Origin of the sequence: Vibrio minamisatsumaniensis, from assembly GCF_050337445.1 — a bacterium.
GTDB lineage: Bacteria > Pseudomonadota > Gammaproteobacteria > Enterobacterales > Vibrionaceae > Vibrio > Vibrio artabrorum.
The window spans coordinates 46,916-61,254 of record NZ_JAKJSY010000009.1 but is presented as its reverse complement, the minus strand read 5'-3'; the positions used below and the strand labels follow the sequence as shown (position 1 = coordinate 61,254).

14 protein-coding genes, 1 tRNA gene and 1 pseudogene are annotated in these 14,339 nt (G+C 44.0%); 8 read left to right on the top strand and 8 right to left on the bottom strand.

Features of this window, described 5'->3' with window-relative positions; all coding sequences use genetic code 11:
* Positions 1 to 52: 52 nt before the first annotated feature.
* Genes L4B77_RS01230 through folB form a run of 3 tightly spaced genes read right to left on the bottom strand, consistent with a single transcriptional unit; the run spans position 53 to position 1,710 of the window.
* Complete coding sequence (locus L4B77_RS01230; protein WP_261838816.1) at positions 53 to 856, bottom strand: undecaprenyl-diphosphate phosphatase; 804 nt, start codon at positions 854 to 856, stop codon at positions 53 to 55.
* Between the two features lie 15 nt (positions 857 to 871).
* Positions 872 to 1,354 carry a 2-amino-4-hydroxy-6-hydroxymethyldihydropteridine diphosphokinase gene (folK, locus tag L4B77_RS01225; RefSeq protein WP_429748178.1) on the bottom strand — a complete coding sequence of 161 codons (483 nt, stop codon included), beginning with the start codon at positions 1,352 to 1,354 and terminating at the stop codon, positions 872 to 874.
* Positions 1,351 to 1,710, bottom strand: a complete 360-nt coding sequence (gene folB / locus L4B77_RS01220; protein WP_429748177.1) for a dihydroneopterin aldolase — start codon at positions 1,708 to 1,710, stop codon at positions 1,351 to 1,353. The genes folK and folB overlap by 4 nt, the downstream gene beginning before the upstream one ends.
* Before the next feature lie 138 nt (positions 1,711 to 1,848).
* Between folB and plsY the strand changes: the two genes are divergently transcribed.
* The gene (gene plsY / locus L4B77_RS01215; RefSeq protein ID WP_261838814.1) at positions 1,849 to 2,445 is read left to right on the top strand and encodes a glycerol-3-phosphate 1-O-acyltransferase PlsY; all 597 of its coding nucleotides are present in this window, start codon (positions 1,849 to 1,851) and stop codon (positions 2,443 to 2,445) included.
* Between the two features lie 89 nt (positions 2,446 to 2,534).
* Here plsY and L4B77_RS01210 read toward each other — a convergent pair whose 3' ends face one another.
* Together L4B77_RS01210 and tsaD are read right to left on the bottom strand one after the other, a co-directional pair.
* Positions 2,535 to 3,350 carry an alpha/beta fold hydrolase gene (locus tag L4B77_RS01210; protein WP_429748176.1) on the bottom strand — a complete coding sequence of 272 codons (816 nt, stop codon included), beginning with the start codon at positions 3,348 to 3,350 and terminating at the stop codon, positions 2,535 to 2,537.
* Between the two features lie 102 nt (positions 3,351 to 3,452).
* Entirely contained in the window at positions 3,453 to 4,469 is a 1,017-nt protein-coding gene (gene tsaD, locus L4B77_RS01205) for a tRNA (adenosine(37)-N6)-threonylcarbamoyltransferase complex transferase subunit TsaD (protein WP_019826876.1), read from the bottom strand.
* Between the two features lie 258 nt (positions 4,470 to 4,727).
* Here tsaD and rpsU point away from each other — a divergent pair, with 258 nt between their 5' ends.
* The 7 genes and pseudogenes from rpsU to L4B77_RS01170 all read left to right on the top strand — a co-directional run.
* The gene (rpsU, locus tag L4B77_RS01200; RefSeq protein ID WP_004396009.1) at positions 4,728 to 4,943 is read left to right on the top strand and encodes a 30S ribosomal protein S21; all 216 of its coding nucleotides are present in this window, start codon (positions 4,728 to 4,730) and stop codon (positions 4,941 to 4,943) included.
* A gap of 25 nt (positions 4,944 to 4,968) precedes the next feature.
* Positions 4,969 to 5,412: a GatB/YqeY domain-containing protein gene (locus L4B77_RS01195; RefSeq protein ID WP_429748175.1), complete on the top strand. Its 444-nt coding sequence runs from the start codon at positions 4,969 to 4,971 to the stop codon at positions 5,410 to 5,412.
* A gap of 118 nt (positions 5,413 to 5,530) precedes the next feature.
* Positions 5,531 to 7,282, top strand: a complete 1,752-nt coding sequence (gene dnaG / locus L4B77_RS01190) for a DNA primase (RefSeq protein WP_261838810.1) — start codon at positions 5,531 to 5,533, stop codon at positions 7,280 to 7,282.
* Positions 7,283 to 7,381: 99 nt separating this feature from the next.
* Positions 7,382 to 9,226: an RNA polymerase sigma factor RpoD gene (gene rpoD, locus L4B77_RS01185; RefSeq protein WP_429748174.1), complete on the top strand. Its 1,845-nt coding sequence runs from the start codon at positions 7,382 to 7,384 to the stop codon at positions 9,224 to 9,226.
* 164 nt (positions 9,227 to 9,390) lie between these two features.
* Positions 9,391 to 9,466: transfer RNA gene (locus L4B77_RS01180), tRNA-Ile, on the top strand.
* A 165-nt stretch (positions 9,467 to 9,631) separates the two neighbouring features.
* Entirely contained in the window at positions 9,632 to 10,873 is a 1,242-nt protein-coding gene (locus tag L4B77_RS01175; RefSeq protein WP_429748173.1) for an integrase domain-containing protein, read from the top strand.
* Positions 10,874 to 10,914: 41 nt separating this feature from the next.
* Positions 10,915 to 11,341, top strand: a pseudogene (locus L4B77_RS01170) (tyrosine-type recombinase/integrase); the annotation flags it as partial.
* Positions 11,342 to 11,423: 82 nt separating this feature from the next.
* Here the strand turns inward: L4B77_RS01170 and qatD are convergent.
* From qatD to L4B77_RS01155, 3 genes are read right to left on the bottom strand one after another with little or no spacing between them, the layout of a single operon-like run.
* A complete protein-coding gene (gene qatD / locus L4B77_RS01165; RefSeq protein ID WP_033929410.1) occupies positions 11,424 to 12,149 on the bottom strand; it encodes a Qat anti-phage system TatD family nuclease QatD in 726 nt (241 codons plus the stop codon).
* Positions 12,146 to 13,480: a Qat anti-phage system QueC-like protein QatC gene (qatC, locus tag L4B77_RS01160; protein WP_142577696.1), complete on the bottom strand. Its 1,335-nt coding sequence runs from the start codon at positions 13,478 to 13,480 to the stop codon at positions 12,146 to 12,148. Before qatC ends, qatD begins: the two co-directional genes overlap by 4 nt.
* Positions 13,480 to 14,337 carry a hypothetical protein gene (locus L4B77_RS01155; protein ID WP_001896809.1) on the bottom strand — a complete coding sequence of 286 codons (858 nt, stop codon included), beginning with the start codon at positions 14,335 to 14,337 and terminating at the stop codon, positions 13,480 to 13,482. Before L4B77_RS01155 ends, qatC begins: the two co-directional genes overlap by 1 nt.
* Positions 14,338 to 14,339: the final 2 nt, after the last annotated feature.

Sequence of the window (14,339 nt, the reverse complement as noted above, 5' to 3'; positions counted from 1 at the left end):
CGGTAGGACGAACAATTGGTCTACGTAACAGCATTTAATTACGTCATCACGGTTACTGCATCATCAAGAAAGCAAACAGACCACAACCAAGGATCAGACGGTAGATAACAAACGGTGTCATACCCATACGTGAGATAAGCTTCAAAAAGAAGTGAATACAGATATAAGCACTAATGAAAGATACCACGATCCCCGTGATTAAGGTGCCCACATGAACAGGATCACCACTGGTTACTAGCTTCAGACCTAAGTAACCCCCTGCTAGCATGATGATAGGAATAGACATGAGAAAAGAGAATCGAGCGGCGGCTTCACGAGTGAAACCCAGATAAAGCGCGGCGGTAATGGTGGCACCAGAACGAGACGTACCCGGAATGATCGCCATGGCTTGAGCAAGGCCAATAAACAGCGCCTTTTTCCAACCCGCTTGATATTCGTCATCACGCAAGCTTGAGTTCTTATCCACCCACCAAAGCAAGAGACCAAAGATAATCGTTGTCGTCGCAATCACCCACGCACTACGTAAGTAAAGCTCAACAATATCTTTCATCAACAAACCAAAGATACACGCAGGAATCGTCGCGAGAATGATCATCCACGCCAGCTTCGCTTCTTTACTGCGATCGCCCTTAAATACCGAACCAAAGAAAGCGCTCAGAAGAGACACCACTTCTGTGCGGAAATAGATGATCACAGCAGCTAAAGTACCAACATGAACCGCAACATCAAAAGCCAAGCCTTGGTCTTCCCAACCTAAAACAGCAGAAGGTAGAATTAAGTGTGCTGAGCTGGAGATAGGTAGAAATTCAGTAAAGCCTTGCACCAACGCCAGCATAAACGCTTCAAAATAACTCATGACTCACCTTAAAAATTATAGTTTTATATCTACGACAGAGAGCGAGTCTAATGATTGCATCTTCTGCCATATTTCATCCACGGTTCTTCCGTCCTGCGGGATCACTCTCGCTGGACAGAGATCATAAAGTGGTTGTGTTACAAAAGGATATTTAAATATATCACTGCGAGGCAGTTCTGGATCACGCTCAGACACCACCTCTCCAAACAACACCACATCAAGATCGAGCGTTCGATCTTGGAGTTTATGTGCATCTTGAGAGCGACCCCATTTAAACTCAATGTTACGCAGCTGCTGGGAAAATTCAGTCAGTGAGAGTGAGGTATCGAGTTCTATGACAAAGTTATAAAACGGGTAGCTTTTAAACCCCACAGGCTCACAGTGATAGATTTTAGAGCATTTGAGGTTAATCCCTAACGATTGAAGCTCTGTCCATGCCACCCTTGCATGCTTGTCGCGGTCTATGTTCGTGCCAACACCAACATAGGCTATTGTCATGCTTGACCTCGTTCAATGATCACGCCTACCGCTTTCGCTTGTGGTACTGCGCCCGGTTTTGCCAAGCGGATTTTAATCCAAGGCACAGAGAACTGAGTCATGATCAATTCCGCGACTTCTTCTGCCACACGTTCAACCAATAAGAATCGGCCATTCGCAATATGGTCAAGCACGGCAGTACTCACCGTTGAGTAATCCAACGCATCGACCACGTTATCACTTTTGCCCGCAGGGCGATTGTCATGAGCCATTTCAATATCAAGCACCAGTTTTTGTTTAATCTCTTGTTCCCAATCGTAAACACCGATCGTTGTAATTACTTCTAGCTGTTCAATGAAAACTTTATCCAGCGCCATGACTTGTCCTTTTAGAGGTCGGATACCCATATTGGGGAAAAAAACGTATTATTTGCGTAATTCGAGATATGATATCAATTACTCTTGGATTGAGCATTATTTTCCCATCGTTAGGCTTATAACCGTTTAAGGAAAGACATGACCCCATTGGCACTAATCATGATCATTGCAGCCTATTTGCTAGGTTCAATCTCTAGTGCGGTCTTGATATGCCGAATCTTAAGACTTCCTGACCCTAGAACGGTGGGTTCGAATAACCCTGGCGCCACCAATGTTCTGCGTGTCGGCGGTAAAGGCGCAGCGGCTTCTGTGTTGTTGTGTGACATGCTTAAAGGCACCATTCCTGTATGGCTTGGCTATTATCTCAATATCGCTCCAATCATTTTAGGGGTTGTCGCCATTGCCGCGTGTCTAGGGCATATGTATCCGATATTCTTCCACTTCAAAGGGGGGAAAGGCGTGGCAACCGCTCTCGGAGCCATCGCCCCAATTGGGTTCGACTTAACCGGTATGCTCATGGCAACTTGGTTGATTGTGGCGTTTCTATTTCGTTACTCTTCTCTAGCCGCACTGGTTACCGTGCTCCTTGCTCCGTTTTACGCTTGGCTCGTCAAACCACAATATACTCTGCCCGTTGCCATGTTGTGTTGTTTGATTGTGCTACGCCATCATCAAAATATCCGTCGACTACTCGATGGCAGTGAACCAAAACTCGGACAAAAAAAATCGGCTTAAACGTTGATGCTTAAGCCGAACATTTTAAACCGAGATACGTTTGAACCGACGTCAATCTGATTGGTCAATACTATTCGCTCTTTAAGTGCTTACAGCAGATGTTTATCTAAAAACGTTTTCAGCATGGTGTTCACAAGCTTGGGTTGCTCTAACGAGCTAATATGACCAGCCCCTGGAATCACCACCAATTCACTGCCTGTTATGCAATCATGCATTAAGTATGACTCCAGTGCCGGACGTGGTTTATCTTCTTGTCCTACCGCTATCAAAACGGGCAATGCAAAACTCTCTATCGCTTCAATCATGTCTCGACGACCAAAGACCATGCGACCGATGCGCGCCACCTCTTCAGCTCTCTCCCCCTCAAGTTGTGACAACTGCTGAGTAAAACCTTCGACTAAAGCCGGAGTCTGAGTTTGAGCATCATTCGCGAAGAACAATGGCACAACCGCTTCAACAATTGGTTGAGGAACCGTCTTGGTTTGAGTGATGGTATCCAACATACTGAAGTATTTCGTATGAGCCACTTCTGGTTCGAGACCAACGAAAGTATCCATCAGTACTAATGACTTAATGCGAGCGGGAGCTAATTCTGCTAACTCAGCCCCCCACATACCGCCAACCGATAGTCCAACCACTGAGAAGTCTTCGATCTCTAAATGATCAAGCAGAGCCAAAACGTGCTGAGCATAATCTTTCAAGTTACGCATCGAAGTGGGTGCCGATTGAGATTCACCATGTGACCAAAGCTCTGGAACAATACAGCGATACTGAGTCTTTAATGCTTCGATCTGTGGCTTCCACATCGCACTATCCCAAAGATAGCTGTGACCGAATACAACAACTGGACCTTGACCTTCATCGAGGTAGGTCATTGACTGATTATCTACAGTAAAGTGATTCATTTTCTTCCCTAATATCTATCTACGAACATCGTTAAGCTGATAAAGCAACAATATATAAAAACGGCCGCACCAAGCGACCGTTTATCGAAACACTATAGCCAATTACGCAATTGGCTCTAGTTGGTCAATGGGCCAACGCGGTGTGGCGTGAACGGATAAATCCGCTGTTTCGCCATTCTTCAAGCGCTGCATACCCGCATAAGCGATCATCGCACCATTATCTGTACAGAATTCTGTGCGTGGGTAGTACACCTCACCACCGATTTTCTTGGCAAGAGCTTCAAGCTCAACACGCAGTTGTTTGTTGGCACTTACACCGCCAGCAATCACTATACGTTTCATGCCCGTTTCTACCAAGGCGCGTTTACACTTGATGACTAAGGTTGCACAAACCGCTTCTTGGAACGCGTAGGCGATATCAGCACGCGTTTGGTCATCATTATCGTTGTCGCGAATGGTATTCGCTGCGAACGTCTTCAGACCAGAAAAGCTCATATCTAAACCCGGACGATCGGTCATTGGGCGCGGGAACTTAAAACGACCCGGAGTGCCTTTTTCTGCCAAGCGAGATAGCAGTGGACCACCAGGGTAATCTAAGCCCATCAGTTTCGCGGTTTTATCAAACGCTTCACCCGCGGCATCATCAATCGACTCACCAAGGATTCGGTATTCACCAATACCTTTCACTTCGACCATCATGGTATGGCCACCAGAAACCAGTAGAGCCACAAATGGGAATGGAGGTGGGTTATCTTCTAACATTGGCGCAAGCAGGTGACCTTCCATATGGTGAACAGGCACAGCAGGCACGCCCCACGCATAAGCAATACTACGACCAATCGTTGCACCTACAAGCAGTGCACCCACCAACCCCGGGCCAGCGGTGTAAGCCACACCATCAATGTCTTTCGAGGTCAGATTCGCTTCCGCTAATGCCGCTTTAATCAGAGGAATTGTTTTTTTTACGTGGTCACGCGAAGCTAGCTCAGGCACCACACCACCGTAATCGGCGTGCAGCTTTACTTGGCTATATAATTGATGAGAAAGCAGCCCTTGCTCATCATCATAAATCGCGATTCCTGTTTCATCACAAGAGGTTTCAATACCAATAATGCGCATAATTTTCTCGGCACGCTTTCGTCTAAAATGGGAAATTAACGCAATATTACCCTGCCTAAGCGCTTCAAACAAATATTGTACAGACTATAATCGACAAAGTGCTTTACAAAGCCACTGTGATCGGATTAAAATTCCGCACCATTTTTGATCAAGCTGGTTAATAGCCAAACGCGAATAGAGAGTTAGCTCGATGGGTAACTTCTCTGATTTGGTACTGAATGACCAGCGATAATGAATAACCCCTGAGGTGAAAGGCATATGCCAATAGTTAAAGTACGTGAAAACGAACCGTTCGACGTTGCACTACGTCGTTTCAAGCGCTCTTGTGAAAAAGCAGGTATCCTTTCTGAAGTGCGTCGTCGTGAGCATTACGAAAAGCCAACTACAGTTCGCAAACGCGCTAAAGCAGCAGCTCAAAAGCGTCACGCTAAGAAGCTAGCTCGCGAAAACGCACGTCGCGTTCGCCTGTACTAATAACTTAATCCATAAGGACTGAGTTATGGCTCTTATTGAACAACTCAAAGAAGAGCAAAAATTAGCGATGAAAGCCAAGGACAAACCGCGCCTTGGCACTATCCGCTTAGCTCTTTCAGCAATCAAGCAACGTGAAGTTGACGAACGGATCACTCTGAACGACGACGACATTCTTGCTGTATTAGTTAAAATGGTTAAGCAACGTCGCGATTCTGTTGCTCAATATGAATCAGCAAATCGTCAAGATCTTGCTGACGTGGAAAAAGCAGAAATTACGGTACTTGAAGGCTTTATGCCTCAACCGCTAACGGAAGCAGAAGTCATTGCACTACTTGATAGCGCAATTGCTGAAGCTCAACCTACGGGCATGCAAGACATGGGTAAAGTAATGGCTATCTTGAAACCACAAATTCAAGGGCGTGCAGATATGGGTAAAGTTAGTGGTTTAGTTCGTTCTAAACTCGCTTAATCCCAAATCAAATTGCAACAAGCCGTGCAATCCTTCGGAACGCACGGCTTGTTTGTATCTGTAACCCATTCAAACTATTATTACCCCACTCCCAGTTAGTGTATTTTTCTAAGGTTTTATGGCAGGACACATCCCGCGTAGTTTCATCGATGATCTCCTAGCGCGTCTCGACATTGTCGATATTGTGGACGCACGCGTGAAACTTAAGAAAAAAGGCAAAAACTACGGTGCTTGTTGCCCATTTCACAACGAGAAAACCCCCTCTTTCAGCGTCAGCCAAGAAAAACAGTTTTATCACTGCTTTGGCTGTGGCGTGCACGGCAATGCTATCGACTTCATGATGGAGTTCGAACGCCTCGATTTCGTGGAAGCGATTGAAGAACTTGCTTCATTTCTAGGGTTAGAGGTCCCAAGAGAGCAACGCAGCGGTGAAATATCAACAACACCCAGAGCCAACAGCGAACAAAAACGTAATCTCTATGACTTAATGGGCGGCATCAGCAACTTTTATCGCTCACAACTTAAGATATCAAGCAACAAACCAGCGATTGAGTACCTAAAGAATCGTGGGCTCTCTGGCGAAATCGTCCAGAAGTTTGGTATTGGTTACGTGGCCGACGAGTGGGACCTTGTTCGTAAAAACTTTGGGCAACAAAAAGAAGCCCAAGACATGCTGGTTACTGGTGGCATGTTAATCGAGAACGATAAAGGCAACCGATACGATCGATTCCGTGGCCGCGTGATGTTTCCAATTCGTGATCGCCGTGGCCGAGTGATTGGATTTGGCGGTCGTGTATTAGAAGACGGCACACCGAAATATCTGAACTCACCAGAAACACCTATCTTTCATAAAGGCAAAGAGCTTTACGGTCTTTATGAAGTGATGCAAGCCTACCGTGAACCGCCTCAGATACTTGTGGTTGAAGGTTACATGGATGTCGTTGCTCTGGCACAATACGGTGTCGATTACTCGGTCGCGTCACTGGGCACCTCAACCACTGGGGATCACGTTCAATTGTTGTTCCGACAAACCAACACCGTGGTTTGTTGTTATGACGGTGACCGAGCGGGTAAAGAAGCAGCGTGGCGTGCATTAGAAAACGCATTAGAGTTTCTAAAAACAGGTAATACATTAAAGTTTCTATTTTTGCCGGATGGCGAAGACCCTGATAGTTATATAAGAGAACACGGCAAAAGCGCGTTTGAACAACTCGTGCAAAATGCGACGCCGCTCTCGACTTACTTGTTTGATAACCTCATCGAACTGCATAAACTAAACTTAGGAACAACAGAAGGGAAATCAGCACTGCGTGCACACGCCAGCGCTTTGATTAACAAAATCCCAGACGTTTACTTCCAAGAGCTGCTCGAAAAACTGCTCGATGAGCGGACTGGATTTGATAATCAATTGAGACGTGCTCGCGTTCACACAAAGAACCCGGCACCTCAACCGCATAAAGAGCTTAAGCGCACGCCAATGCGTGAGGTTATTGCTTTGCTTATCCAAAATCCGAGCTATGCTGATATGATACCGGATTTATCAAGCATTAAGGGGTTACCACTACCTGGATTAAGTTTATTCGTCGAAGTACTTGATATCTGCCGAGTGAATCCCCATATCAGCACAGGCCAATTATTAGAACATTGGCGAGAAAATAAACATGAGGCTCTTCTGTCTCGTCTTGCGAGCTGGGAAATCCCCCTCGACGAAGACAACCAAGAAGACATATTTTTAGATTCATTGGACAATATCCTTGCCCAGTGCGTTGAAAAACAAATTGAAAACCTGCAGGCCAAAGCAAGAAGTGTCGGTTTATCAGCCGAAGAAAAAAGGGAGCTACTCGCTTTAATGCGAGATCTAAAAGCGTAACCCTGTTTGATTAGTCAGCATTTAATAAATTTGTTAACATAATTGGTTTGCATTTGAGAATGCAACATCCTTCACCAGACCTGAAGTTGGATATCATCTATGGATCAAAATCCGCAGTCACAGCTAAAATTACTTGTTATTAAAGGCAAGGAACAAGGCTATCTGACCTACGCCGAAGTAAACGACCACCTACCTGCAGAAATCGTGGATTCTGAACAGGTAGAAGACATCATTCAAATGATTAACGACATGGGTATCAAGGTAGTTGAAACTGCGCCTGATGCTGATGATCTTGCGCTGAATGATGACGATGCCAATATAGATGAAGATGCAGCTGAAGCTGCTGCCGCTGCGCTTTCCAGCGTAGAGAGCGAAATTGGCCGAACTACTGACCCTGTTCGTATGTATATGCGTGAAATGGGTACCGTTGAGCTACTGACTCGTGAAGGCGAGATCGATATTGCTAAACGCATTGAAGATGGCATCAATACTGTTCAACTCTCTGTGGCTGAGTACCCAGGTACCATTCCATACATTCTGGAACAGTTTGATCGCGTACAAGCAGAAGAAATTCGCTTAACCGATCTAATTAATGGCTTTGTTGACCCAGACGACGATGGCACGGCTGCACCAACGGCAACACACATCGGCTCAGAACTGGCTGAAACAGATCTAGACGACGAAGACGACGAAGAAGCGGAAGACGAAGAAGAAGCGGAAGAAGAAGATACAGGTATTGATCCTGAGCTTGCTCTAGAGAAGTTTACAGCACTTCGCACCAGCTACCAAAACCGTCAGCTAGCGATCAATGAATACGGCCACGAAAGCCCGAAAGCCACGATTGCAACAACAATGATGCAAGACGTATTCAAAGAGTTCCGTCTAACGCCAAAACAGTTTGATTACCTAGTCAATGAACTTCGCACTTCAATGGATCGTGTACGTACTCAAGAACGCCTGATCATGCGTCAAACGGTTGAGTACGCTAAAATGCCGAAGAAATCATTCATTGCCCTATTTACAGGCAACGAATCAAGCGAAGCGTGGTTGGATGAAGTGCTTGCTTCAGACAAGCCATACGTAGAAAAAATCAAACGTAACGAGCACGACATTCGCCGTTCTATCCAAAAACTGGATATGATCGAACGTGAAACGTCTCTGACCGTTCAAAGCATCAAAGATATTAGCCGTCGTATGTCTATCGGTGAAGCGAAAGCTCGTCGTGCGAAGAAAGAGATGGTTGAAGCGAACTTACGTCTAGTAATCTCGATTGCTAAAAAGTACACAAACCGTGGTTTACAATTCTTGGATCTCATCCAAGAAGGTAACATCGGTCTGATGAAAGCCGTAGATAAGTTTGAATACCGTCGTGGTTACAAGTTCTCGACTTACGCTACGTGGTGGATCCGTCAAGCAATCACTCGTTCAATTGCCGACCAAGCTCGTACTATCCGTATCCCGGTTCACATGATCGAAACGATCAACAAACTAAACCGTATCTCTCGTCAAATGCTACAAGAGATGGGCCGTGAACCACTTCCGGAAGAACTGGCTGAACGCATGCAAATGCCGGAAGATAAGATCCGTAAAGTACTGAAAATCGCTAAAGAGCCAATCTCAATGGAGACACCAATCGGTGACGACGAAGATTCGCACCTAGGTGATTTCATCGAGGATACCACTCTCGAGCTTCCTTTAGACTCTGCAACGGCCACCAGTCTACGTGGTGCAACTAAAGACGTTCTTGCTGGCCTGACTCCTCGTGAAGCTAAAGTACTGCGTATGCGTTTCGGTATCGACATGAACACTGACCACACTCTTGAAGAAGTGGGTAAGCAGTTCGACGTAACTCGTGAACGTATCCGTCAGATTGAAGCAAAAGCATTGCGTAAACTTCGTCACCCAAGCCGCTCAGAAACTCTGCGTAGCTTCCTAGACGAGTAATCACACGCTTGAATGCGGGTTAATATTTAAGCATGCAGAATAAAAGGTGAGCGTTGGCTCACCTTTTTTGTGCCTGTATGATTTAAGTGGCTAAGATGTAAGCGGAATTGGCCCCTATAGTGTCTAGACACCATTGAACGCTTCCCCTATAATCTATGCCCTACGGCCCCTTAGCTCAGTGGTTAGAGCGCACGACTCATAATCGTTCGGTCCCCAGTTCAAATCTGGGAGGGGCCACCACTCTCTCTTCTATTTATGTCTACCGACGTCTATCTACCCCAGTAAAATCAATACTTAGCAAGCAATCTTTGTCTATAGCTGTCTATGCTCATCTTGTAACATCCACGTTTTAATGTACCATCGAATGTACCAACGGCTAAATATCGACTATTTTGGTGGTACATCATGGCAAAAAGAGTAGTCCCTTTAACTAACACCCAAGTTAAACAAGCTAAAGAATCCGACAAAGAATACACTCTTTCTGATGGTGATGGCCTTCAATTGCGTGTTAAAACGAATGGCACAAAGTTATGGATTCTGAAATACACTCATCCAATAACCAAAAAAAGAAACAACATAAGCTTTGGTAGTTTTCCTGATGTCTCTCTTGCCGAGGCAAGGAAAAGACGTTCTGAAGCAAAAACTCTTTTAGCTCTCAATATCGATCCAAAACAGCATAAAGATGAACAGCTTTTAAAAGAAAGAGCAGAGCTTGAAAATACCTTTGGTAAATTTTCTGATAGATGGTTGGCACTCAAGAGAGAGAGCGTAAAACCAGAAACAGCAGATAAAGCTTATCGTGCTCTTGAGAAACATATCCTACCTAAACTTGGGAATGTCCCCATTCAAGACATCAAACCCAGAACGGTACTCAGTATTCTTGAGCCAGTAAAAGCACAAGGAACTTTAGAAACAGTTAAAAGACTGTGTCGTATAATCAATGAGGTTATGCGCCTTGCTGTAGCATCCGGTGACATTGAAGTAAACTACCTAGCAGACATCACTAAGCTCTTTCCGGCCCCTAAACGCCAGCATATGGTAACTATCGAACCAGAAAGACTACCAGAGTTGATGCAAGCTATAGCTGGTGCAAACATTACACTATCTACTCGTTGCTTACTTGAGTGGCAACTACACACAATGACAAGACCAATTGAAAGCGCTACAGCTCGTTGGCAGGACATCGATTTTCAAAATAAAGTGTGGGTTGTTCCTGAAGAAAGAATGAAGATGAAGCGTCCCCACACAATCCCTCTTACAGAGCAAACTTTGGCACTTTTAGAAATAATGAAGCCAATCAGTGGTCATAGAGAATTCATTTTCCCAAGTAACAAAGATCCGAAAAGCCATGTAAATAGTCAGAGTGCTAATATGGCGCTGAAAAGGATGGGGTTTGAAGGACAGTTGGTTTCTCATGGACTAAGAGCATTAGCAAGTACCACTCTTAACGAGCAAGGGTTCAATCCTGACGTTATTGAAGCTGCGCTAGCTCATGTTGATAAGAATGAAGTTCGGAAAGCTTATAATCGTGCTGAATATCTTGAGCAACGCAGAAAGCTTATGTGCTGGTGGAGCGATCATATAACCGCTTCCGCTGAGGGGAATGTCTCACTCGCAAGTCGAAAAGGGCTTAAGTTGGCAGGGTAACAGCCCATAATTCCACCAAAGGAAATAGACGTAAGATTTAGTGGGAAGAAAAGATATGGAATATTCCATCCAAGAGAATGAAAGAATAAGAGAGCACCGCATCCCGCTCACAGAGCAGATGCTGGCGCTATTGGAAGTAATGAAACCGATAAGTGGTCATCGCGATTATGTTTTTCCGTCAGATAGAGTAACAGCCAAACAGCTAACATTGCCCTTAAACGTATGGTCTTTAAAGACCGTTTGGTTTCCTATGATCTAAGAGCTCTGGCTAGCACGACACTAAATGAAACTAAACTCTTTCATAATGACGTCATTGAACTAGCACTAGCTCACGTGGACAAAAACCAAATTCGAGGTATTTACAACCGGGCTTTATATCTTAATCAACGTCGAGAAATGCTACGCTGGCGGAGTAACTATATCGAGGAGGCTTCTAAGGGTAGCTGGTCGGTTTGTGCGGCAAATTAATCAATAACGTTCAAAGCGCATGAAGCTGTCAGCAATGTTGACAACTTCATTCATATATTCTGGTGGATGCTACCAAGCCTAACTACATCAGAAGTGTTCGAAGATTTATCGCTAGTTGTGAATGAACTTCTCTTTCTGTCATCCCCCAAAGATCGCACAAATAATTTATAACTACCCTCACATCTGATGGATAACATGACCTTTCACCCAATTTAGCAAATGGCCCATCAGATTCTAACAGCATCTTATCCTTAGGGATCCACCCAACCACCTTTCTACCTCTAGCGCTTAGGAGCATCGCTGGACCAACTGAAAAAAAACCACTTAGCTGGACAGCTTTATCAATTTGTTTCTTAGTCCCAAGAAACCAGTGAAAAATAGGCACCCCTGATCCAGGATACATTGCCAAACAATCCAATACTTCTTCAACGGCACCTAGACTGTGAATTGTTAGAATTTTATCCTCAAATCGCTGACACAGTTTTAATACCTCAGTAAAAACTTTTGTTTGGATTGCAAAATATGCTTTGAACCCTCTGGAGCCATCTAAGCCAACCTCTCCAATATAACGAGTCTCAGCGATTAAATTTTCAAATAAAGCTAATTCATTTTCACGCAAATGTGCAACTTGAGGATGGAAACCTAAAGCAGTCTTAACCCGGGGGATATCCTTAGTTAGATTTTTCGTCCCTTCCCAAGCAGAAGGGACTGTTGTAACAGACAAGATATAGAACCCAGTATCTTTGATATCTTTGAGCACCACTTCAAAATCAGGATAGAGATCAACGTGGCAGTGCAAATCCATCATTTAACTTTCCTGCTCTTTAAGAACTGTTCAACTTCCAGCAAACCTCTCTTTGCAACATCAGCAAGCTGGTCCCTTAGCTGTCTATCCTGAGGTAACGATCCACTCTGCCGGATCCAAGCTTTGAAATCTTCAGTATTGCGGTACTTATTAATTGCCATCGAAACAGCAAGCAAGTCATCTCGCTCACCTTTGTATTTTTTTACAATACCTAGATTCTCAGCATCATAGGGGGCATCTTTGGTAAATCCGGCTTTGAACACGGCCGCTCTTCTTATTAAACATGGCACACATCTACCACATTGGATATGTTTTCTATGCCAATTACTACATGAAACGCTTAAAACAACAGCTTTCTTAATAGCTACCTTGTCAACACATTCAGAGACCATTTCGCCTTTAGTCTTCATTTGGTAGGGATTTTCAAGTGAAATATTAAAACCAACTTTGTTTAGTAAAAGTTCCAATCTCGATATATAGAAAGGGTGGGTTGTTCTAGTGCTATGGGAACCTATCCGTCTTCGCGTAAGCGGAGGGTTTAGTGAAATATAACCATTTTCAGGAATGACTATCCTAGAGATTGAATCATCATTGTTTGCGGACCTGAGTGCATTAACACCTAACACCGCTAACGCAATAAAATTGAAACTTCTCCCTCTCATAGACACATCTGTTTTTCCGCGTCTACTTTTAATTATCTTAGGAGATATATCAAAAGAAAACTCACTAAATTTCCCTCTTAACAAAGACTTAATATCTTTTTGTTTCTTACCATCACCTTTATAGCTATGACTGATCAACAATGGTTTATCAACATTACTGCCATTAATCATATCGATAGCACCAACCGCACTATCTAAACCACCAGAAAAAAGACTGACACAATTTAAGCCGACAAGAGATTTAGCTTTGTCTTTGGCCTTTTTGCTCGTTTTAGGTTGAGGTAACTCTAACTGTGTTGTTTCAAAGTTTAATTTCCAGTTATCCCCTGTAAGATAACCAAGCACTGAAGCTAACTCTTCAGCGACACCCTGCCACAATTTTTTATCATATACAGGTATAAATAGCTCTAATTGCCGCGACCACGCATCTGGTGCATCTTTTCTCAAAACAAACGTCTCAGCAGATGTGACAGCTGTGGCAATTGTTAGCAAGTCCAACGACTTAGAATCGATGTTAACGCCTAAATCTCGAATTTTGTTTATTAGACTTCTAGATGCCAGACTTGATTTATCAGGATCATATGGATGGGTTCCATATATCTGAACAGGATAACAGTCTATCGTATGATCAGGTAAATGCTCAGGATTACTATCAAAATAACATTGTTGCATTAATAACTCTCCCATTCTTCAATTGTTTTGGCTATCACATTTATCTGAATCTGAGCGATTGTATCCCTTGTCATAACGGAATAATTCCCTCCCGTAACATTGTGGAGTTGTGTTTGAGTAACAACTTTTACCAACTCCCGTAGCTCAGTCTCCATCTCAAGTTGTTTTAAATGCGTTTCAGCATGAAGCCAAGCGTCTCCCATATCATTTAGAACTTCTTGAAAAACTAAATCAGTCAAATAATTGGCTACAATATCACCAACTAAATCAGGTGAGAACGCACTCTCATCAAACTCATCTTGGTCCTGTAAAGCCTCTGTTAGGGCATAATCCACCGCAATTCTTATCTGATCTGAATCAGAAGCCTCCGGACATAAATGTTCTGATATTCGATCAATCGCTTGATCAACTGACAAACCGGATAGATCAGAGAGATTCAGTATTTTGTCTCCAGCTTTTACTGAGTCTCCACTTACTAAGCTAAACAAAGCTGAACCAGCAGTTATCCCTCCTGCCAGCTTGCGAGCCATGTTACTACCACCACCTTTGGAGCTAGTTGAATACTTCTTCAGTGCTCGGTGTAACTCTTTTTCACCTCCTCCTGATTTGGCATAATCACCAAATGCTCTTCTTGCTCCCGAAAAACGAGAACTAGGTAATGTTGGAGCTTTAGGGCCAGGAATAAGCTCCTGAATAGAACCATTATCTATTTCATGTGAATCATTTGGTTGATTACCATCAGACTCCTCCCCATCACTATTCCCAGGAATGATCTCCAATGGTTCACTATGTTCCGCCCATGGTGGAATAAGCGGGCTACTATTATTTGGACCAGAACTAGATGCCGATGTACCCATAT